Origin of the sequence: Desulfosporosinus sp. FKA, from assembly GCF_002196785.1 — a bacterium.
Taxonomy (GTDB): domain Bacteria; phylum Bacillota; class Desulfitobacteriia; order Desulfitobacteriales; family Desulfitobacteriaceae; genus Desulfosporosinus; species Desulfosporosinus acididurans.
Map to the genome: position 1 here is coordinate 91142 of NZ_NAHZ01000033.1, position 21161 is coordinate 112302.

Consider the following 21161-nt stretch of genomic DNA (forward strand, 5'->3'; position numbering starts at 1 on the left):
AAGGAGAAATTTCATGAAGAAGCTACGTACTGTTGCCGTTTGGACCTTGATTTCCTTATTAGTGCAATATGGGGGATATTCTTATTTAAATCATAAAGTCCAGCAAGTAATTGCTCCAGTTCAAAGTCCCAAAGTTATTACTACTCAACTTAAAGCTACTATTCCCGGATCAAATCTCCAGGATGTTCAGGTTTCCTACGCTAAGGATTATATCGCTTATTCCGAAGATGGAACTCTCAAAGTTTTTAATCTTAAAAAGAAGAAGGTTGTGTTCGAGAAGGCTCCCCCTTCCGGAAACAGCAAATCATTAGGAGTTTTAAGCTATCAGTGGCTGCCGGATAGAAATACGCTGCTCTATTTTTATGCTAAGGCAAACCCGAAACCCTATACATTAGAAACCGTTTATCCTGCTCAAACTCAGTCCAAGACTTCGTCATCAAAGGTACAGACACCGTCGACGACAGAGCCTAAAACCGAAGATCCCAATGAAAGAGCTAATTCCAAAACTACGGATAAGTCAGGCGACAAAACAAGTAATAATAAAACTAATACCAATAGCTCAACAAAAGAAACAACAAAAGAGCAGCCCGCTAAGCCGTACGTCGTGAAACATTACAACAATCCCCAATTAACGGAGTTATATTCACTCGATCTTCCGGACAGTGATGATGATTCGACGGCACCGGACGATCGATTCAATCAAACGATTAATAATTTTCCTGCAGGTGGAAAGATTGAAGAATGCGTCGTTTCAACCTTCACAAATTTGATGTATCTGACAGTAAAAAGTGAACAGTCTGAATTGCTTCTGGAAATTGATGTTATGAAAAATGTTAAAACATTGAGTAAATCAGGTGAAACTATTGATAATATGGCGGCTTCAGATCGATATGGAACTCTATACCTTGACAGTAAAGTTGGTTCTAAGCATGAAGTCATTGCCTTGGATGGTTCAAAGCGTGTTGTGATTTCTAATAATAATTCTGATCAAATTTTAGGTATAAGAGATGGCAGTGTTTATATCGGTGAAATAGAAAACAATCGACTTGTTAAAATCAAAACTACCGATGATCTTAACCATGTTACAAGTAATCCTTCACTCGATACTCTTTGGGAAGGGAACATTCCTTATGACGATTCTGTACGGACACTAATTGGAGCAGACGGGCAGGTTATTGTCTATAATAATCAAACGGCCTATATTATTACTAAAGGGAATCTCTCGCAAGTTAAATTGCAAGGAGATGAAAATTACGTTTCTGTTGATGGGGCGGAATTAATCCAGCTTACCAAGAACGGAGATTCTACCCAGGCTGAATTGCAGCCGCTAAAATCTAAAGAGTGAACAAATATCTCTGAAACGACTTTCATGGGCGAAGAAAACTCTCTTTGGGAAGTCCATAATTTAGTAATCATATAAAAAGGAGCGCCCGTGAGCGCTCCTTTTTATATGATTCTTTAAGTAATTCTATAACGATGTTTTTATAACGTTAGGTCTATGTTTTATCGATCGTAAGACGCCCAGCTCACTGCTTAGGGCTTGATGAACTTTGTAAGTCTTTAAGTTGAGTTTCTAAATTGTCAAGTAAGTCACGGATCTGGTTCATTTGATCAAGTATTGAGGAAATGGATTGAGATTGACTGTTTGGAGTTTCTGTCCCTGACGGCGCAGTCGGCGGAGGAGTAGTCTGTTGCCCAGGAGTGGTTGGCTGAGGTGCTCCATCTCCGAAGATTTGAGTTAACGCCGAACCGACATTATCAGTCATTACTAACTGATCTCCGTAAGCGAGCACAACTCGTTTCATTTCAGGGATGCTTCCGCCTTTATCTGATTGGAGATAAATTGGTTCAACATAGAGGAAGTTTCCGCCGATAGGAAGAGCTAAGAGGTTTCCACGGATGACGCTGGATCCTTTTTGATCCCAAAGGGACAACTGTTTTGATATATCAGGATCTTGATCGATGCGTGATTCAATCTGCATAGGTCCGTCAATTTCGATACTTTTGGGGAGATCAAAGAGCAAGAGCTGGCCATAATGTGAGCCATCCATTCGTGCGGCCATCCAAGCCACCATGTTATAACGCGAATTGGATTCGCTGGAAGCCGGGGTAAAGGGCAGCATAAGTACAAACTCAGGTTTCGTTTCTCCTGGAATTGTCATAATCGTATAATAAGGAGCAACATTTTGAGGCTTTCCTTGGTAAAGTTCTTTAGCAATATCCCAAGCATCTTCTTTATTATAGAAGACAGAGGGATCGGTCATATGAAATGTTTTAAGCATATTGCTTTGAATTGTGAATAAGGTTTCAGGATAACGCAGATGGCTTTTTAACGATGCCGGAAAACTGGCAAAATCTTTAAATACTCCAGGGAAAATGCTCATGTATGTTTTTAGAATAGGATCTTGAGGATCAATAGCGTAAAAATCCACGGTTCCATCGTTGGCATCGATGACGACTTTTACAGAGTTACGGATGTAGTTAAATCCTTGATCGGAGTATTTATTCGAATACGGTAAGGCATCCGAGGTGGTATAAGCATCAATAATCCACTTAAGTCGGCCATTATCGATGACCATATAGGGATCAGAATCATAAGTTAAAAAGGGAGCTAATTTTTGAACCCGTTCTTTAATATTGCGGTAAATAAGCATTTTGCTGTTTGATGTTACCTCATTGGCTAGATAGAATCGTAATGTTCCATGGCTGAGAGAAAGCATAAACTTATTAATCGGGGTAAAGGGAATTCCTGTTTTTCCGGTATAAGAGGTTTCGGAATTTGTATCTCCCTGAGGATAATCAAACTCTTTAATTGAAGTATCGGCAACAACCCAATCATTAGTGAGTTCACCGTAATAGATGCGAGGTTCTTTTATTTTTAGTTCAGGGAAATCAGTAACAGGGGGGATATCGCTAACCGCAAAGGACGGCAATCCCTCAGGCCCAACGGCATTGGCAAAAGAAGCGGCAACACCGTAACCGTGAGTATATTTGAAGCGCAAGTTAACGAAGGTTTGAGCCTTGGGATCTAAGTCCGGTGTGGATATTTCCCTGGGGCCTAACATAACCTGGCGATACTCACCATTAACGGTGTAGCGATCGACATCAATATCGTTAAATTTATAGTAGAGGCGAATACCTTGCTTTTGGGTAAATGTTTGCAGCAAGGGGCGGGTATCATTTAGTCTAATATTGTTCAAAGTGCCTTGATCGGCCTTTAAACTGCTCAAAGTAATAGGCGTATTTCCAGGATAATTAACCTCAGAAATATGATTTAATCCATAACCAAATCGAGTCATGGCAATTTCATTTTGGATGTAAGGCTGTTCTTTAGTCAACTCATTGGGAATTACCACAAAGGACTGCAATAGATTCGGAAATATGCCATAAATTAGAATTCCAACAGCAATGACCCCAGCGACCGGGAATGTTAATAAGCGAGTGTCTTTGATTCTTTGGGAAACAATGGCTAAAATAAAGCCTATTATGCTGATCACAATTAGGATCTTAAGAGCAGGCAGAGTAGCCGTTAAATCTGTATAGCCTGCACCAACAACATGGCCGTGGATAGAATAAAGCAGCTGAAAAACGTCAAGATAATAACCGAAGCCTTTTAAGGCGAAAAGAATACATATTAATAAAGCAAGATGTCTGCGTGCTCCAGACGTAATTTCTACTGTTCCCTTACGCCAAAATTTGAGGGAATGGAGTTTGAGAACTCTTGTTACAATATAGAATAGCGTGGTAAATAAGGTGAGAAGAAATAAGGGAGCAAAGAAGGCATTGAATAAGGTTCTTAAAAAGGGTAATTGAAAAAAATAAAATGCTAAATCCTTACCAAATATAGGATCAGTTTGTCCAAAAGGTGTGGCATGGATAAAGGATAAAACATCTAACCATCCGGTAAACCCAGCAATAAAACTTACTCCGAAACTTATAACGGCTGAAATAATAAGAAGCCAAATTGTTACTCTGCGTTGGGATAAGCTTAATACCGGCCGATTCATATCTTGTACCAAACGCAAACGCAAACGCAGGCGTTCATTCACAAATGTCATGATGGCATGGCGTATGGAGAATAATGTCCCAGCTATAAAAAGGAAGAGAATTGTTCCGTTAACAGCTTGGAAAATAATCTTGCTTAAGAGAGGTGTCCAAAAAAGCTGTGAATAACCGAGATCCTTAAACCATAACCAATCTTCATATAAGCCGCTTGAAGCCTTTAGTAAAACCGCAATAAAGATAATCCCCACAAGGATTTTGATGAAACGTCGCAACAAAGATTCCTCCTTTAATACTATGGCTAAAACCTATCATTGTTTTAAATCTATAGCCAGTATTTCATATATTCTTCCCAAGAAATAAAAATCCCTTCCAAAATTTTTATAAATTGCGATTAGAGTCTTTCTAAATTTAGTCTTGTTATGGTATACTTAAACATATAATACCCGTAAGGGGTATATTAGAGAGCATTAAGAGGAGTTGTTCAATCATGTATGACGTAATAATCGTTGGAGCCGGCCCTGCGGGACTGACTGCAGGAATTTATGCTTCCCGAGGAGGTCTTAAGACTGCCATCGTTGAATTAGCAATGCCTGGCGGGCAAGCGGCTTCAACAGAGAAAATTGAAAACTATCCGGGATTTCCGGAGGGGGTTAATGGTTATGAGTTGATGAATTCATTCCATCAGCAAGCCTTGTCCTTCGGCGTTGAGTTTATTTATGAAGAAGTCAAAACTCTCGACCTCAAAGAAACGGTGAAAAAAATTCATACAGATAGTTCTGTTCTTGAAACAAAGTCGGTAATTATCGCCGCAGGTTCAAAACCAAGATTGTTGAATGTTCCGGGGGAAGACCTATTCAGAGGCAGAGGTGTGTCTTATTGTGCAACATGTGATGGTGCTTTTTTTCGAGGTAAAAAAGTTGTCGTTGTGGGCGGGGGAGATGCAGCCCTTGAAGAAGGCGTCTACCTGACAAAATTTGCGGAAGAAGTTATTCTTATTCATCGGCGTGAGGGTTTTCGGGCTTCACAAATCATCATTGACCGGGCAAAAGGCAACCCCAAAATGCGCTTTGAATTAAATTATGTTGTTGAGGAGATTCTTGGCTCGGAGCAGGTCGCAGGAGTACGCCTACGTCATGTCCTTGATTCAACAACGAAGGAAATCCAGGCTGATGGAGTATTTATTTATGTTGGAACCGATCCCAATGACCAATTTTTGAACGGTGAGATAAAAACTAATGAACGAGGGTATATATATACTAATCAATATCTGCAGACAAATATTGAAGGCGTGTATGCAGTAGGTGATATTCGCGATACACCATTACGTCAAGTAGCAACAGCCGTCGGGGACGGAGCTCTTGCTGCCGTTGAAGTCGAGAAATATCTCGCGGAACATTAAAGTTAATATTAATTATTTATGATTTATGATTCTAATAGCTAATTAAGAACGTGTCAAAACTTGATAATTTATGGGGGTTGTAATATGCTGTAATTGGACGAGAGTTTATAACTCTAATCAATTAAAAATTATTAAAAATAAGGGTGGAATGCGCTGTGCACTTTGTCGTCTGCCTTAAACAAGTACCAGATACCTCAGAAGTCCGAATAGATCCCCATACTAATACCCTCATGCGTGAAGGAGTACCGTCAATTATCAATCCCTACGATGCCCATGGCCTAGAAGAAGCTATTCGTTTAAAGGATAAAGTTGGCGGGAAAGTTACTATCGTCAGTATGGGTCCCCCTCAAGCGAAAGAAGCTTTGAAAAAAGCAATGTCTTTTGGTGCTGATCGAGCAATTCTTCTAAGTGATCGTGCTTTTGGTGGTTCAGACTCCTTAGCAACAGCTTATATCATATCAACGGCTCTGAAAAAGATTCATGAGACGGAACCCGTCGATCTGGTGTTTGCCGGTAAAGAAGCAATTGACGGCGATACTGCTCAAACCGGACCCGGAATCGCCCAACGCCTCGGTTTTCCCCAGTTGACCTATGCCATCAGAATTAGGGAACTGACAGACACGAGCGTAACTGTTGAACGAAAAACGGAAAGTGGCCGGCAAATTGTTCAAGCTCAGCTGCCTGCTTTAATTACTGTCGAAAAAGAACTAAATGATATACGCTATGCGACATTACCCCACATGATGAAAGCCGCTGCCTATGAGCCCGAAATATGGACCGTAAACTCTTTGTCGTTTGATCTGACTCAAATGGGTCTTAAGGGATCTCCTACGAGTGTTTCACGAATTTTTGCCCCCCCTGGACGTTCTGGCGGAGAGATCATTGACGGGCTAAACGATCCGGCGGGTACTGCTGCTTCGGTTGTTCAAAAACTTTTCCAACAAAATGTCATCATGGTTAATCCCCTTATGAAGGGAGGAAAACGATAATGACAGTTGCTGTTGATAAGACAAAGTGTATTGGCTGCGGAGCCTGCGTTATGGAATGTTCCCTTGAAGCTATTGATTTAGTTGATGGTTTAGCTACTCCGGACCCTAATAAATGCAAGGACTTGGGGAGTTGTGTTAAAGTTTGCCCTACGAATGCTTTATCCCTTACTATTCCCCAGGACTCAAAAGGCGAACTGTCTTCTGAGATCGGTTCGAAATTTAATCTAAAGGAGCCTTTGCCTGAATCGGTCAGCGATTATGCTCAGGGAAATGAGAAGAAAACAATTCGTTCTCAAGTGACGCCAATTGCTGGGGGAGATGTCTGGAGCGGGGTTTGGGTTATCATTGAATATAACAATGGGAGAGTTGCTCCGGTATCCTGGGAGTTGTTGGGTGAGGGCCGAAAACTCGCAGATTCCCTCGGGTCTGAACTTTGCGGTGTAATTACCGGTTATCAAGTTGACAATGTTATCCCCGAAGCGTTTGCCTATGGCGCTGAAAAACTCTATGTTATAGATCATGAAGTTCTTAAAGACTATAGAACTGAACCTTATGCTGAAGCAATTACGAGTCTCGTAAAAAAATACCAACCAGAAATTATTTTGATGGGCGCGACATCGATGGGACGAGATGTATTCCCGGCTGTTGCTACTAAGATGCAAACCGGTTTAACTGCTGATTGTACTGTCTTAGGAATCGATCCGGAGACAAAACTCCTGCAGCAAACCCGGCCCGCTTTCGGAGGAAATATCATGGCGACAATTCTTTGCCGCACAAGACGCCCGCAAATGGCGACAGTTCGTCCGAGAGTGATGGAAATGCCTGAGCGAGCTGTAGGCCGCGAAGGAGAATTGATTCGTGAAGAATTCACTTTAACTGAAAGCGACATTCGTACAAAAGTCCTGGAATTTATACCAGCTGATGCCAAGAGCACTTTTCTTGATAAGGCAGAAATTATTGTTTCTGTGGGTTTGGGGATTGCTGCTAAGCGAAATTTGGTTTTAGCAGAAGAATTGGCAGAAGTTTTAGGTGCTACCTTGGCAGGAACTCGCGGGGCTGTGGAAGCGGGTTGGCTCAGCCATGATCAACAAGTAGGGCAATCCGGCGTTACTGTTCGTCCTAAAGTATATATAGCCATTGGAATTTCCGGTGCAATTCAGCATTTGGTAGGAATGGAAACATCAGATTTTATTATTGCCATCAATAATGATCCCGAAGCTCCCATATTAAAAGTTGCAAACTACGGAATTGTCGGAGATTTATTTCAGATCGTGCCTGCAATGACAGCAGAATTCAAAAAACGCCTTCAGCATGGCGTGGCTAATTAAGGAGGGGCAACCATGGAAAACTTTGATGTAATTATCGTCGGAGGCGGTCCTGCTGGCCTATCTGCCGCAATTAGTGCTGCTAATGGAGGTATGAAAACATTAGTCATTGAACGCGGGGATTATCCCGGCACGAAAAATGTAATGGGCGGTATTCTTTATACTAAGGCTACGGATATGGTAGTACCGGAGTTTTGGAAAGAGGCCCCTTTAGAACGCCCCATTATAGAACAGAGGATCGCTATGTTAAGTGGGGATGAATCGATCCTGGCAGGGTATCGCGATCCGGATTGGGCGAAGGAACCTTATAACGCCCATTCGATATTACGGGTTAAATTTGACCGGTGGCTTGCTCAGCAAGCTGAAAAAGCCGGCGTTATGATTATTACAGAAACATTAGTCGAAGATCTATTATATCAAAACGGAAACGTTGTAGGTGTTCGGACAGGTCGAGCCGAGGGGGATTTGGGAGCAAAAGTCGTCATTATTGCTGAAGGAGTAAATAACTTTCTAGCTGTTAAAACTGGGCTGGCTAAACCTTTGAAACCGGCCTCAGTAGCTGTCACTGTTAAAGAAGTAATTTCCCTGCCCAAAGAAAAGATTGAAGATCGATTCTGTCTCGATGAAGGACAAGGGGCTACAATTGAACTCTACGGAGATTCAACCGCAGGTATGATGGGTGTGGGATTCATCTATACAAATAAGGATTCCATCTCAATCGGAGTTGGAGCAATTTTAGCCTCCGTAATTCGTGAACAATGGACACCAAATGACCTTTTGGAAAATCTCAAATCAAAGCCCTATGTCAAGCGTCTTTTACAAGGCGGGGAAACCAAGGAGTACCTCGCTCATCTAATCCCGGAGGGCGGTTATACTCAAGTTCCAAGGCTTCATCGTCAGGGAGTTATGGTGGTAGGAGACACTGCTATGCTTATGAATTCGCTGAACCGTGAAGGGTCAAATCTTGCCATGATATCAGGGAAAATCGCCGGCGAAGTTGCAGCTCAAGCGATCAAAGCGGGGGACGTCAGTGATCAAGCAATGGCGGTTTACGAAGCTCGATTGCGTGATTCTTTCGTTTTAAAAGACCTTTACCATTATCGCCATATGGGTCAATTCTTTGAGAATAACCCTCATCTTTTAAAGATTTATCCCAAAATGTTTTCCAAAGCTGCCAAAATGTATTTAACGGCTGACGGGACACCTAAGAAACAACGCCAGAAAGAAATAATGCAAATGCTCTTCAATCAACGATCAAAAGGCGGTATTATTAAAGATATCTATGGGGCATGGAGGGCATTACTATGAAACTAGATGATAAACTTTATTTAGTGCGATTTAATACTGATAAATTAAATCATATTAAAATCAGCGACCCAAAAGTTTGCCTGAACCAATGCCAAGATAAACCTTGTACCCGCTTTTGCCCTGCTCATGTTTATGATTGGGATGAAGAGGAGAAGCGAATTTCTGTGGGGTATGAAGGATGTCTTGAGTGCGGGACATGTCTCATTGGCTGCCCTTATGGCAATATAATCTGGAAATATCCGAGAGGCGGTTTTGGCGTATCCTGGAAGAATGGTTAAATAATTCAAACATAGTTGCTTCAAGAGCAGGGAGGTTACCCCCTGTTCTTTTTTACCAGGAATTTTTACTAAAGATGTCTTTTATTTTGTGGATTTCGCTTCTTTAAAGTTTCTTTGACAGTCATTTAAACGATCAGTAGAATAGAGTGGAAGGGAGCAGAACCATGGAAGTAACACTCAGCGAAGAAACTTTAAACAAAGAAACCAAGCTTATTAACCTTATAAAATCCTATAATAGCGTCCTTGCAGCCTTTTCGGGCGGCGTCGATTCTACCTATCTCATGGCTGTAACTCAGGAGGCTTTAGGGCAAAACTGTAAAGCAGTTTTTGCACGTGGCCCGATGATTTCCAGCGAAGAGCAGAACTCAGCTCTATTGTTAGCTCAAACATATCACTTTCCCATCGAAGTGATTGATATTGACATTATGGAGTTACAACCGTTTCGAGACAATCCACCAGATCGGTGTTATTTTTGTAAAAAGGAATTATTCGAGACATTCCTATCGCTAAGCAAAAAATTAGGATATTCTAATTTAATTGAAGGAACGAATGCTTCTGATGACCAAGATTATCGTCCGGGAAGAAAGGCTCTAAAAGAATTAAAGATAAAAAGCCCATTGCTGGAGGTCGGCCTTACAAAAGAAGAGATCAGGGCTCTATCTCGTCGCCGAAATTTGCTGACTTGGGACAAGCCATCAATGGCCTGTCTTGCTTCAAGAGTTCCTTACGGTGATGCCATATCCGTTGAATTATTAACCAGAATTGCGCAGGCTGAGGCTGTTCTGTTCAGCTTTGGCTTTGACGAATGTCGCGTAAGGGCCCATAAAGACATAGGGCGTATTGAGATTCCAACCCAAGAATTTGCGCCATTTCTTCAACGTTATACCGAAATTGCCGAGGCTATTAAAAAGTTAGGTTTTCAATTTGTAACGCTGGATTTAGAAGGACTTCGTTCGGGCAGTTTAAATCATAACCAGAAGGAGGGGGCTTAAATGGATGAAGAAACACTCAAAAGTCTCCTTGAAGCCGTTAAGTCAGGAAATTGTACCCCAGACCAGGCTTTAAGCCAACTGAAGGAATTGCCCTTTGAGGATTTAGGGTTTGCTCGCTTAGATCATCATCGAGCATTAAGGACAGGACAATCTGAAGTTATTTTTTGCCAAGGTAAGCAACCGGAGCAAATTATATCCATCTTGAAACATTTAGGCGCTAAATCTCGGAATGTCCTGGCAACTCGGCTTATCCCAGAACATGCCGATATGATACTTCATCATTTCCCCGATGCTCAGTATGATCCTTTGGCACGCTGCCTCCTGTTGCTGCCCTTGGAGGAGCCGACAATTCCTGGGAAAATTCTTATTATGACTGCGGGAACAGCTGATTTGCCTGTTGCTCGGGAAGCTTGGATTACTGCTCGCTATATGGGTCATGACGTTGAAACAATTTTTGATGTTGGTGTTGCGGGGCTTCATCGTCTTCTTGCTCAACGAGAGACTATGGATAGCGCAGAAGTTTTGATTGTTGTGGCAGGTATGGAAGGCGCTTTAGCGAGTGTCGTCGGCGGTTTAGTCGAGCAGCCGGTGATAGCGGTGCCTACAAGTGTTGGTTATGGTGCTCATTTTCAAGGGCTGGCAGCATTACTCAGCATGTTGAATAGCTGTGCTTCGGGAGTTGGCGTTGTAAATATTGATAATGGCTTTGGAGCAGCTTCATTAGCGTCAACAATTATTCGCAGAATAAACAAAAATCATTGAGAGGAGCCTCATTTTGAAAATACTCTACTGGGATACATTTGCTGGTATTAGCGGAGATATGGCTTTGGGGTCTTTAATAGCTTTGGGTGCGGACCCGGAGAAGATTATTGAACAATTACATTCTATTGGTCTGAACGAATTTCGACTCGATGTCCGTTCGCGTCAAGTTCAAGGCATCCAGGCCACAGACATCGATGTTGTTTTACTAAATGAGCTCCAACTTGAAAGTGATCATAGTCATGAACATGAGCATGAACACGAACATGAGCATGAACACGAACATGAGCATGAACACGAACACGAACATGAACATGAACATGGTCATGAACACGATCATAGTCACAAGCATGATCATAATCATAATCATAATCATAACCGGTTTCTTCCTGATATTCAGAAGATGATCTTGTCAGGATCCTTGTCCGATCGTTCTCAAAAAAACGCTTTACGGGTGTTTGATGTCTTAGCTGAAGCAGAAGCTAAAGTTCATGGGACAACTCTTGATAAAGTTCACTTTCATGAAGTCGGAGCAGTGGACTCTCTCGTCGATATCGTTGGGACCTGTATTGCTCTCGATCTTTTAGATATTGAGGAAATTCGTGTTTCTACTCTTCCTTGGTCAAAAGGCTTTGTTCAATGTGCTCATGGGACGCTGCCCCTGCCGGCTCCCGCAACTCTGATGTTGCTGCGAGGCTTTAAATTCAGAGAGTCCGGCATTACGGGTGAACTTATTACGCCAACAGGAGCGTCTCTTATGAAGGCTTTAGCTCAACAGAGCGATTTCCCGGAAATGGTTATTCAGAACGTGGGTTATGGGTCAGGTAAAAATGATTATGGCATTCCAAGCCTGCTTCGGGGGGTAATTGGAGAAGTATAAAACCTAAGGAGATAGTATGGTTGAAGTAATTATTGATAGTTTGAAACGCTCAGGCTGGAATGTCGGCACTCTAGCGGGAAACTGGTTTTGTGCTGTCTCTGACACTCAGCCGCGAGGTCTTATCTTTGGATATTTAAATGAGATGCCCGATGATGTAATGGTTAAGATCTCTGAATTTAATATTCCTATCTGGGACGCAATTGTTTTTTGTCCTACAGGGTTTGATTCAGCGCAGTTAAAGAAACATCGTTTTCCGGGTATCCAATTATGGTACTGGGATCTGGAAATGGGGAATCTATTTCCCTTTCCACCGACAAAAAAGCGGGATATTCCCAATATGTTGCAGCAAATCGCCAGCGGAACTCCAATTACGCTGAATGTTGAACCGCAATCACCAAAGCTATCGACGCCTTATTTTACTTATGTTCTGCTAGGAATTAATGTCATAGTTTTTTTGCTTATGACTTTAGCAGGTGGGTCAACAAATCCGGATGTCTTAATTACTTTCGGCGCTAAAGTTAATTCTCTAATTCAAGCGGGTCAAGTGTGGCGCTTATTGACATCTATGTTTATTCATATTGGTATTCTGCATCTAGCTTTCAATTTATATGCTTTATGGGCATTAGGACCTGTGACGGAACAAAGTTATGGGCATGGAAAGTATTTTGCAATTTATATGTTAAGCGGTCTGGGAGGATCGTTAGCGAGCTTTTTGTTTTCGCCGGCACTTTCGGCGGGCGCTTCAGGAGCAATTATGGGTCTCTTAGGAGCTCAGCTGCTTTTTATTTACAAACGGCCGTATCTTTGGAAAACCGGTCTGGGAATGAACCTTGTGATCGTAATTTTGGTAAACCTTGGCTTTGGTTTTTGGCAGCCGGGGATTGATAATTTTGCACATTTAGGTGGACTTTTTACTGGAATGTTAATGGGTCTCATTTTCTCCTGGAAAACCTTTTCTAAGCCTAAGAGTACCAAACTTTCATAAAAATACCTTTACCTCTCAAGCATAGTTTCCACCCATCTAAGGACAAACTAGAATCAAGAGCTTGCGGTTTCTTAGCGAGGTGGCTTAAATAATTGCCATCGTTAGTTAAGACAGCGTAAGCTCTTTAATGTTGGCAATGTAGTTAATTCCTATGTATTTGTCTTTTGTGCAGTCCGATGAATCTCGGTAAAGAATTCACTCACTTCTTGAGGAGTAGGAATATGTTGCTCGACGTGACCTAATTCTTTAGTAATTGTGGCAAAGGCATTTAGCCAGGCCTCAGTAATTCGAGTCGCAATTTCTTGAGGGCTATTCATAATAACAACTCCTTTTAGTTTTATATAGCTTATGTTATTTTAGATAGTGAGTGCATATCCATTGCGGATATTGAGCAGTTTTACTTATTGATGGTAATTTCAACTCTATCCTTCGGTAAAATAGGATAGAGTTGAGAAATACACAAGAACACGGAGGAATAGTAAGTCATGCGTCTAGATCATCAAATCGAAGGAATGAAAGAAGACATAATCTCAGCGATTCAGGATTGTATTCAAATTAAGAGCGTAAAGGATGCAGCTCATGCGGCCCCAGGATCTCCCTTTGGACCCGGAATTCAAGCAGCCTTGGATTGGACTTTGAAATTGGGAAAGAAACTTGGCTTTGAGGTAAAAAATGTTGATGGATATGCGGGTCATATTGAAATGGGTAGTGGAGATCTCTTAGGAATTTTGGGTCATTTAGACGTTGTACCGGAAGGGGATGGTTGGTCGGTTCCACCTTACAGTGCAGCTATTGTTGATGGAAAAATCTACGGTCGTGGTGCGCTGGATGATAAAGGTCCGACTTTAGCAGCTTTGTTTGCTATGAAAGCCATTAAAGATGCTAATATCCCTTTGAATAAGCGAGTTCGTTTAATTTTAGGTACAGATGAGGAATCAGGTTGGGCAGATATGGATTACTATTTAAAAAAAGAAGAGGTTCCCTATCTCGGTTTTGCACCGGACGCTGAATTCCCTCTAATTCACGCCGAAAAAGGAATACTTCATCTGGAATTGAAAAAAGCATTTGAGGCTTCTTTACCGCATCTTGTCAGTATTCGTGGGGGGGAACGAGCAAATGTTGTTCCCGACCTTTGTGAGGTTACTTTGCGTGGGCTTGATCAAGAGTTGATAGCTCGGTCCTTAAGGTCCTTCGTTTTCCCTGAGGGAGTAGGGGCAGAAATCAAGACTCCAAAGGAAACTTCGGAAGTTATTATTAGTTTTAAAGGGATAGGAGCCCATGGCAGTCTTCCGCAGAAAGGAAAGAATGCAGTTCTCTTTGCCTTAAAGTATTTACAGAAGTTGCCTTTAACTTCTGAGGAGCAAAAAATTCTTGAGTTTATCTTAATGTATCCGGGAAAAGGCTTCTTCGGAGAAGGATTTGGTATTGCCTTCAAGGATGAACCCTCTGGTCAATTGTCTCTTAACCTAGGAATATTCGAATTGTCTTCGGATTACTTACGCTTTGTTCTTGATATTCGCTATCCGGTAACCTATAAGCAAGAAGATGTTTTGCAGCCGATTGAAAAAATTATTCGGGGTGAGGGATTTAGTATAGAAGTTCTTAATCACCAAAAAGCTCATCATGTTCCCAAGGATAGCGAACTGGTGAAATCACTGCTGAAAGCTTATGAAGATGTAACTGGCCTTGAACCTTACGCTTTTGCTATTGGCGGAGGAACGTATGCTAAAGCGCTTCCTCAGGGCGTAGCTTTTGGCCCTGTATTCCCAGGTGAACCTGAAGTGATACATTGTGCTGATGAATATATTTCTATCAATAACGTGCTGTTAACGACAAAGGTCTATGCCCAGGCGATCCTAAATATCGCAAGTGCCCCTGAGCAGCGCTAAGACTAAGCGAAAGCGGATTAAAAATGGTGGGCATAGAATAAAAAAAACTAGTTTTACAAAAAAGCTTGACTATCATTAGGAATATGAGTATACTAATTATTGTTGTTATTGCGCCACTAGCTCAGCTGGTAGAGCATCCGACTCTTAATCGGCAGGTCCGCGGTTCGATCCCGCGGTGGCGCACCAATTGAATTACAAGAGCAAATGGAGCAGGTGTTTCAGATATTACTGAGACATCTGCTTTTTCTTGTGTTTAGAGCTGCTTTTGACTGACATGTAAAGAACGTCAGGGTTCTATATAGTAGTTGCAATCCAAAAGCTTTAAAACAAACGTTTTGGTTTTCAGGACGTTTGTTTTTTATCGCCGAATGATTGTGCCGTATAATCATTTTGTTTTCTTGGAAAAAGCCAGGAGGATATCTGTATAAATATAGTTTTTTGGAGATAAGTGGATAGAAATTGTTGCTATTCAGATAAGATAGAGGTATAATAAGAACATAAGTTCGAACAATTACCAAATAAATGTACTAGTATATTGTTTTACAGTGTACTGAATTGCGGAATTCTTTTGTTTCGAAGCCCTCACCTCTAAGCGTTAGCGTAGGTGGTGGGAGTATGTCACTCGGTGAAGACGAGTTATTGAGGCGGAGGTGTAATAATGCCCAAAGTTACAGTCGTTTGTTATATTGCTTCTTTATTGTTCTATGGATTTGGCTATTCTAAAAACTTGATGTTTAATGCAGGACAAATTTATACCTATGATGATAGTTTCAATTTATATCTTGCGACGATTTATTATGTTTTAACGATCTTTTCAGCAGTTATAGGATCTCTCGTCTTATATCTCAGTACTTTAAGAGTGGAAGCTCCATTTAAAGCCCAGGAGACAATGGGGCTGGGACACAGCTATCACTATAAAAGAGTTAGAGAGAGGGTGGGTGAAGAGCGAGCAAGATCCAAGATAAAAGCCCAATCTGTACAATATAACCATGGTGTGGATTGGGAAAGAAGGGTATCTTCTTAACAAGAACAATCTAATTCATATTTAAAACATGGCGATGTTTCCTATAAGTTAAGCCAGACAGGTTAAGTTGGGCTTAACTTTTTTAATTTTAAAAATTTATAATTGTCAAAATTATTTTGGGAAAAAGAAGGAAATATATAAAAAATGTTGAATGTTAAAAGTATACTGACTTTTTAAACAATGCCTACATATTATGTAATACTAATAGGGGAGGGCTTTTAATGACTAAAATGCTAAAGATTATTGGGTTAACTGGAAGCCTGCGAGAAAAGTCCTATAATTTAGCAGCCTTGCATGCAGCAACTGAGCTGCTTCCCGCATGGGCCACTTTGGAAATAGTGGATTTATCTCCAATCCCGTTTTTTAATGAAGACCTTGAAGCGGAAGGTGTACCTCAGACGGTATTGGATTTTAAAAGAAAAGTGGCTGAGGCAGATGCAATTCTAATATCAACTCCTGAGTACAATTATTCCATTCCACCGGTTCTAAAAAATGCTTTGGATTGGGCTTCCAGAGGAAATGATCTGCCATTAAGCAATAAACCATTGGCAATTATGAGCGCTTCTCTAGATATGTTAGGGGGAGCGCGTGTCCAGTATCATCTTCGGCAAGTTTGTTTTAAGCTTCACTCGCAAACAGTAAGAACTCCTAAAGTCTTAATAACGAATGCAGCAAAGAAATTTGATCAGGATGGAAAGTTGGTTGATAATTTTACGAAAAGATCAATCTCGAAGCTTCTGCAAGTATTGCTTGAAAAAGCACAAGCAAATACTCAATTGAGTCAATCAGCGACTATTTGCTAATGAGATAATTATGAATTAATAATACACCTATTTGTGGCGCAACTAAAGGCGCCCCAAATGGGGCGCCTTTAGTCATACGCAGAATTTTAGGGGATCATATAGTCTCAAGTTATCATCTAATATCTGTATCCGCAGCCTTTGGCCATTGTCATAAAATCTTCTTGAGGACAATCGACCTTGACCGTGAAGTGAGACAGTTTCTGAAAATGACTATCAGTGTGTTCGCGGCTATCAATCTGCCATTGTATCCCTTGCCTTTTTGCGAAGGTCAGAATTCTTGCCAAATATTCTAAACTTACATTGACAAGACCGAGTGGAGTTATATTCTCGTCCTTTGGGGTAAAGATCTTGTTAATGACTTGAATGTCCATTCCTTCTGGAATTTCTCCGCAAGCTTCAATGTGCTTAGCAATTAAATTATTGTAGATTAATTTATAATCTGCGGTCTCATGATCTTGAAGTTCTTTTATACCACTATCTTGGCCTGTTGAGGTAAATCTTTGAATTGTCCCTTCACACGCTTTCATGGGCAGCCTCCTTAAAATTAGATCTACTCAAGTGCTTAAAAATAGTGCATAAATTGTTACAACTTAAAGATATAATTTGCTTGTACTAATTCTGCTACTGTTCATGGCTGTTTAATATAAATTTAATTTTAACCTGTTATTTAATTGAATTTGAATTCGAATAGATCTCGGAAAGTTTAACTAATCATCTTAGCGATAAGCTCTGCCGGATCAACAACTCGTACGGTTTGCTTATCAGCATCGACTTTATCTTTGATACCGTCTTCCAACATCGTAATACAGAAGGGGCAGTTGGCACCGATGACTTCCGCATTCTTCTCAAGGGCTTGTTCAACTCTTAAGTTATTAACTCGTTGGTGATTTTCTTCTTCCAGCCACATACGGCCACCGCCAGCTCCGCAGCAGAAGCTCTTATTATGGTTACGATCCATCTCGACGATCTCTACTCCCGGAACCATGCGGAAGAGAGAACGAGGAGCATCAAACTCTTGTTGGTAGCGGCCTAAATAGCAGGAATCATGGTAAACGATCTTTTGCGGTTCGACTGCGCCGTTTTTGTTCAGTACTAATTTTCCATCCTTAATTAATTGGTTGAGGAATTGAGTATGGTGAATGACCTCATAATTACCGCCAAACTCCGGATACTCATTCTTTAACGTATTTAGGCAGTGGGGGCAAGCTGTGATGATTTTCTTAACGTTATAGTTATTTAGGATCTCGACATTTTCAGCAGCAGCGGTTTGGAACAGGTATTCATTACCGGATCGACGAACAAAGTCGCCGCAGCATTTTTCTTCTGTTCCCAAGATCGCGAAATTAACTCCGGCAGCTTTCAGAATCTTAGCAATAGCAACAGTAACTTTTTGAGCACGACTGTCGAATGAACCGGCACATCCAACCCAGAAGAGATAGTCAACATTTTCTTTTTCGCTGATAAGGGGGATGTCTAAGTCAGAGGCCCAATTAGCACGTTCAGTATAGCCGACGCCCCAAGGATTGGCATTATTTTCGACATTACGGAAAGCGGTTTGTAATTCCTGCGGGAAATTACTATCCATCATAACTAAGGATTGACGCAAATTAATGATCTTATTAACATGTTCATTGGCAACAGGGCATTGGACTTGGCAGGACATGCAAGTAGTACAAGCCCAGATTTCCTCTTCGGTCACAATGTCACCGATCAGTGACTTTTGTAGAATTTCAGCAGCCTGCGGGTCCTTTTCGGCGATCTCAGCCAAAGCATCAGCATTTTCGTCGCCAGTGGAGGTCAACCCGTTAGCCCTCAGAATTGCACCTTTTTCCATAAGATGTTCTTTTAACTGGTGACTTAACAAATGTTTTGGATTAAGAGGTTTACCGGAAATATTGGCAGGGCAGTTGGCCATACAGCGACCGCATTCACCGCAGGCAAAACAATCCAATAGTTGTTTCCAAGTAAAGCTTTCTATTCTGGCAACGCCTAACTCAGTCAGTTCTTCATCTTCAAGATCAATCTTCTCAATCTGAGCACCAAGGGGCTTTAAGGATGAGAAATATACATTAGGATGAACAGCTAATAGGTGCATATGCTTGGAATTCGGAATATAAACGAGAAAACTAAAGACGACAACCATATGAATCCACCAAAATGATGTTTGAATACCGACCAATGTATCAGGACTAAGGCCTTTAAAGAGGGAGGCGAAGGTATGATACATAATAGCAAGAGCGTACGCGCTTTTTGGCTCAAGAGCAACTTTAGCGCCGCTGGAGATCCATTCAGTCACTATGACTCCGATAACTAGTAAAACAATAATTGCCGCTTCTTTAGAACGATAGAGTTGAGCTGGCTTAAAGATCCAGCGTCTAATAGAACTAATGATTAAGCCGATGGTCACTAACAAAGTTAAGATATCTTTAAGCATATAAAAATATGGGTTTGTACCTAGAAGGGGAAAAGAATAGGCAGGGAAAATTCCTTCAAATATTAATGGTAATTCACCTAAACAAATAAAAATAAATCCCCAGAAAATGAAAAAATGAATAAATCCATAAGGTTCACTGATCATTTTACTCTGACCTAAGACTATGGATACAAAATTCATAAAACGTTTTTGGGGGTTCTCGAATCGTTCTTCCTTTACTTTAGCCCCTAATGATAAAATATTAATCTTTTTCTTTAGGGCAGTACTAAAAGCTGCGACTGCAACGGCAGCCATGATTAAGAAAACTATTAGCCAACTTAAACGCATTTAACTCCCTCCACTTCAAATATACTCTCAGCATTGCCGAGGATTAGGAAACTACAACACTTAGAATTTTCGTAGCCCTATGACCAGGATCTGGATTTGGTGTCAAACTTCCTCTATGCTCTTGTGCTATCCACTCCTTTAAAATAATAATAGTTAGAAAAGTCTATCAAGTGAAATAATTCACTTTTATTGTGAATTTTTACACTTAAATCGTGTGAAATTACCTCAAAAACGTTTAGCAATTATTCAGTAATTCATTTAAGAAATTACTAATAATACACCCGCGTTTTTCTTATAGTCAAAGACTATCATTGAGGTCGTATTATGTCAACATGCTGAATATTAATTTAACATATGGATGTTATATGTCGAATTGTACTATTACATACAATTAAATAAAGGATTTACAGTCCGAAAAACAGATATTTTTCTTGAAGAATGAAGTTAAAGAGTTTAGAGGTGATTATTGCTTTAAATTCAGTAAATATAATTCTTTTAATCCATAACAAATACCTATATCACTATTAAGATTGGGCTTGCATCATAATTAAGTTATATTGGCAGTTTTATCTAGTTTTTAAGACCCTCACTTCTTGTAAGATAGATATAGGGGTCAGGACTATAAGTGGGAGTGGGTCCTTCGTTACCTGATTTTAAGCCTGATAAATGGAAGATTGAAAGTTCTCAGTCAATAAAGTTACCATTTTAAAAGATCGTTCATAATTTATGGTAGGAGAGGAGTAAGATTATGAGCGACAATTATTCGACGGTTCCTTTAGATCCAATTACTCAAAAAACAATTGCGACCACCTTTGATAAACCCTTAGTAATGTCGAATGCTTGTGATCCATTGGTAAGTGTTGTCAATTCATCCAAAGAACCCTTGAATTTTGGAATCTCTATTTTTTCTCCGGTTAGTTCCTTGCCGGGAACTTCTTCTCTCTTTTTCCTTCAACCCTTATTAACTGGAAAAGTATTTGCATCACTTGGTATTTTAATTGCTGCTCAGCTTTTTCTATTTTTAGCTAATCGTTTATTTGGACTGGAATTAAGCACAATTAAACCTGGCACGGTTATCTCTCCAGAACAAACTGTTCGTATGTCGACCAGTGATTTACAAGATTTTCTGGCATCTGTGACTAACGGTTCTATTCAGTCTTCAGTGGGTCAACCTTTAAATAATCAACCGATGAACTCACCAAGGGATGTATCTTCCGGGACTTTAGAAACGCCTGAAGCCCCAGTTATTTTCGCTTTGACAGTTTGGGGGGATTTTGTAGCCAATCCTTATGGCCCTACTGTTTTTCTGATATTGCCGATCGTTACCTTTCCAGGATTGCGCGGAGCGTTACCGATGCTTATTTTAGAATTATTAGGAACAATTTTTGTTCGAGCTGTAGTTCCTCCCCAAACTACAGGAGCCAAACCTTTGCCAGAATCCTCTTCCAGTAAGCCACCTCTTCTGCAATTTACCCCGGAGGGTTTGGTGAACTTATTAAACCGTTTCAGTAAACATTTTTAGTTTTGTATTTAGAACCATTTGAAGTATAATGTATTAGTTGCAGGGTTCATCTTTTCTTTTGGAAAGGGTTTATCTATAATAATAAGTAGATTTATAATCATGTAGGATTTATAAACGGATTTTTATCCAGTTTTTATGACCCCTACTTCTATAGTGGGGGTGGGTCCCGTCCTATTGGGAAGGCGGCTCGGCAATAATGTCCACTGGACATTATTGTATCTGAAGACCCGATGTTCAGCTTT

The 21161-nt window shown here is 40.7% G+C and carries 18 protein-coding genes and 1 tRNA gene; 15 read left to right on the plus strand and 4 right to left on the minus strand.

Going from position 1 to position 21161, the window contains the following annotated elements; translation table 11 throughout:
• The first annotated feature begins 13 nt into the window (after positions 1–13).
• Complete coding sequence (locus B5771_RS19760; RefSeq protein WP_088189078.1) at positions 14–1345, plus strand: hypothetical protein; 1332 nt, start codon at positions 14–16, stop codon at positions 1343–1345.
• A 181-nt stretch (positions 1346–1526) separates the two neighbouring features.
• Here the strand turns inward: B5771_RS19760 and B5771_RS19765 are convergent, their stop codons facing one another.
• Positions 1527–4277, minus strand: a complete 2751-nt coding sequence (locus B5771_RS19765) for a UPF0182 family protein (protein ID WP_088189079.1) — start codon at positions 4275–4277, stop codon at positions 1527–1529.
• Between the two features lie 215 nt (positions 4278–4492).
• Here B5771_RS19765 and trxB point away from each other — a divergent pair, with 215 nt between their 5' ends.
• The 9 genes from trxB to B5771_RS19810 all read left to right on the plus strand — a co-directional run bounded on the left by trxB (position 4493) and on the right by B5771_RS19810 (position 12920).
• Positions 4493–5404 carry a thioredoxin-disulfide reductase gene (trxB, locus tag B5771_RS19770; RefSeq protein ID WP_088189080.1) on the plus strand — a complete coding sequence of 304 codons (912 nt, stop codon included), beginning with the start codon at positions 4493–4495 and terminating at the stop codon, positions 5402–5404.
• A 155-nt stretch (positions 5405–5559) separates the two neighbouring features.
• Positions 5560–6393, plus strand: coding sequence for an electron transfer flavoprotein subunit beta/FixA family protein (locus B5771_RS19775; RefSeq protein WP_088189081.1), 834 nt, complete (start codon positions 5560–5562; stop codon positions 6391–6393).
• Positions 6393–7721, plus strand: a complete 1329-nt coding sequence (locus tag B5771_RS19780) for an electron transfer flavoprotein subunit alpha (protein WP_088189082.1) — start codon at positions 6393–6395, stop codon at positions 7719–7721. The genes B5771_RS19775 and B5771_RS19780 overlap by 1 nt, the downstream gene beginning before the upstream one ends.
• A gap of 12 nt (positions 7722–7733) precedes the next feature.
• Positions 7734–9026, plus strand: coding sequence for an FAD-dependent oxidoreductase (locus B5771_RS19785; RefSeq protein WP_088189083.1), 1293 nt, complete (start codon positions 7734–7736; stop codon positions 9024–9026).
• Complete coding sequence (locus tag B5771_RS19790; protein WP_047808118.1) at positions 9023–9304, plus strand: 4Fe-4S dicluster domain-containing protein; 282 nt, start codon at positions 9023–9025, stop codon at positions 9302–9304. The genes B5771_RS19785 and B5771_RS19790 overlap by 4 nt, the downstream gene beginning before the upstream one ends.
• Before the next feature lie 164 nt (positions 9305–9468).
• On the plus strand, positions 9469–10296 hold the full coding sequence (gene larE, locus B5771_RS19795; RefSeq protein WP_088189084.1) for an ATP-dependent sacrificial sulfur transferase LarE: 828 nt from the start codon (positions 9469–9471) through the stop codon (positions 10294–10296).
• The gene (larB, locus tag B5771_RS19800; protein ID WP_047808116.1) at positions 10297–11058 is read left to right on the plus strand and encodes a nickel pincer cofactor biosynthesis protein LarB; all 762 of its coding nucleotides are present in this window, start codon (positions 10297–10299) and stop codon (positions 11056–11058) included.
• A 13-nt stretch (positions 11059–11071) separates the two neighbouring features.
• Positions 11072–11935, plus strand: a complete 864-nt coding sequence (locus B5771_RS19805) for a LarC family nickel insertion protein (RefSeq protein WP_088189085.1) — start codon at positions 11072–11074, stop codon at positions 11933–11935.
• Positions 11936–11951: 16 nt separating this feature from the next.
• Positions 11952–12920, plus strand: coding sequence for a rhomboid family intramembrane serine protease (locus B5771_RS19810; protein ID WP_088189086.1), 969 nt, complete (start codon positions 11952–11954; stop codon positions 12918–12920).
• 149 nt (positions 12921–13069) lie between these two features.
• Here B5771_RS19810 and B5771_RS24395 read toward each other — a convergent pair whose 3' ends face one another.
• Positions 13070–13237, minus strand: coding sequence for a hypothetical protein (locus tag B5771_RS24395; protein WP_170932730.1), 168 nt, complete (start codon positions 13235–13237; stop codon positions 13070–13072).
• A 168-nt stretch (positions 13238–13405) separates the two neighbouring features.
• On the opposite strand from B5771_RS24395, the gene pepV reads away from it, so the two are divergent.
• The 4 genes from pepV (at position 13406) to B5771_RS19830 (ending at position 16636) form a co-directional block, all read left to right on the plus strand.
• Positions 13406–14809 (plus strand): dipeptidase PepV, encoded by a 1404-nt coding sequence (pepV, locus tag B5771_RS19815; protein WP_088189087.1) that lies wholly within the window; start codon positions 13406–13408, stop codon positions 14807–14809.
• A gap of 110 nt (positions 14810–14919) precedes the next feature.
• Positions 14920–14995, plus strand: a tRNA-Lys gene (locus B5771_RS19820).
• Between the two features lie 472 nt (positions 14996–15467).
• Positions 15468–15833: a hypothetical protein gene (locus B5771_RS19825; RefSeq protein WP_088189088.1), complete on the plus strand. Its 366-nt coding sequence runs from the start codon at positions 15468–15470 to the stop codon at positions 15831–15833.
• Positions 15834–16054: 221 nt separating this feature from the next.
• Entirely contained in the window at positions 16055–16636 is a 582-nt protein-coding gene (locus B5771_RS19830; protein ID WP_088189089.1) for an NAD(P)H-dependent oxidoreductase, read from the plus strand.
• Between the two features lie 116 nt (positions 16637–16752).
• On the opposite strand, the gene B5771_RS19835 is transcribed toward B5771_RS19830, so the two are convergent.
• Entirely contained in the window at positions 16753–17163 is a 411-nt protein-coding gene (locus B5771_RS19835) for a hypothetical protein (RefSeq protein ID WP_088189090.1), read from the minus strand.
• A 176-nt stretch (positions 17164–17339) separates the two neighbouring features.
• A complete protein-coding gene (locus tag B5771_RS19840) occupies positions 17340–19397 on the minus strand; it encodes a (Fe-S)-binding protein (protein ID WP_088189091.1) in 2058 nt (685 codons plus the stop codon).
• 748 nt (positions 19398–20145) lie between these two features.
• Between B5771_RS19840 and B5771_RS19845 the strand changes: the two genes are divergently transcribed.
• Positions 20146–20919 carry a hypothetical protein gene (locus B5771_RS19845; protein WP_242966906.1) on the plus strand — a complete coding sequence of 258 codons (774 nt, stop codon included), beginning with the start codon at positions 20146–20148 and terminating at the stop codon, positions 20917–20919.
• The last annotated feature ends 242 nt before the right edge of the window (positions 20920–21161 follow it).

What these genes read in the sequence shown, in the direction of transcription:
- B5771_RS19760 (WP_088189078.1), top strand. Translation starts at nt 14, where the DNA reads ATGAAGAAGCTACGTACTGTTGCCGTTTGGACCTTGATTTCCTTATTA.
- trxB (WP_088189080.1), top strand. Translation starts at nt 4,493, where the DNA reads ATGTATGACGTAATAATCGTTGGAGCCGGCCCTGCGGGACTGACTGCA.
- B5771_RS19780 (WP_088189082.1), top strand. Translation starts at nt 6,393, where the DNA reads ATGACAGTTGCTGTTGATAAGACAAAGTGTATTGGCTGCGGAGCCTGC.
- B5771_RS19785 (WP_088189083.1), top strand. Translation starts at nt 7,734, where the DNA reads ATGGAAAACTTTGATGTAATTATCGTCGGAGGCGGTCCTGCTGGCCTA.
- B5771_RS19790 (WP_047808118.1), top strand. Translation starts at nt 9,023, where the DNA reads ATGAAACTAGATGATAAACTTTATTTAGTGCGATTTAATACTGATAAA.
- larE (WP_088189084.1), top strand. Translation starts at nt 9,469, where the DNA reads ATGGAAGTAACACTCAGCGAAGAAACTTTAAACAAAGAAACCAAGCTT.
- larB (WP_047808116.1), top strand. Translation starts at nt 10,297, where the DNA reads ATGGATGAAGAAACACTCAAAAGTCTCCTTGAAGCCGTTAAGTCAGGA.
- B5771_RS19810 (WP_088189086.1), top strand. Translation starts at nt 11,952, where the DNA reads ATGGTTGAAGTAATTATTGATAGTTTGAAACGCTCAGGCTGGAATGTC.
- B5771_RS24395 (WP_170932730.1), bottom strand. Translation starts at nt 13,237, where the DNA reads ATGAATAGCCCTCAAGAAATTGCGACTCGAATTACTGAGGCCTGGCTA.
- pepV (WP_088189087.1), top strand. Translation starts at nt 13,406, where the DNA reads ATGCGTCTAGATCATCAAATCGAAGGAATGAAAGAAGACATAATCTCA.
- B5771_RS19825 (WP_088189088.1), top strand. Translation starts at nt 15,468, where the DNA reads ATGCCCAAAGTTACAGTCGTTTGTTATATTGCTTCTTTATTGTTCTAT.
- B5771_RS19830 (WP_088189089.1), top strand. Translation starts at nt 16,055, where the DNA reads ATGACTAAAATGCTAAAGATTATTGGGTTAACTGGAAGCCTGCGAGAA.
- B5771_RS19835 (WP_088189090.1), bottom strand. Translation starts at nt 17,163, where the DNA reads ATGAAAGCGTGTGAAGGGACAATTCAAAGATTTACCTCAACAGGCCAA.
- B5771_RS19840 (WP_088189091.1), bottom strand. Translation starts at nt 19,397, where the DNA reads ATGCGTTTAAGTTGGCTAATAGTTTTCTTAATCATGGCTGCCGTTGCA.
- B5771_RS19845 (WP_242966906.1), top strand. Translation starts at nt 20,146, where the DNA reads ATGAGCGACAATTATTCGACGGTTCCTTTAGATCCAATTACTCAAAAA.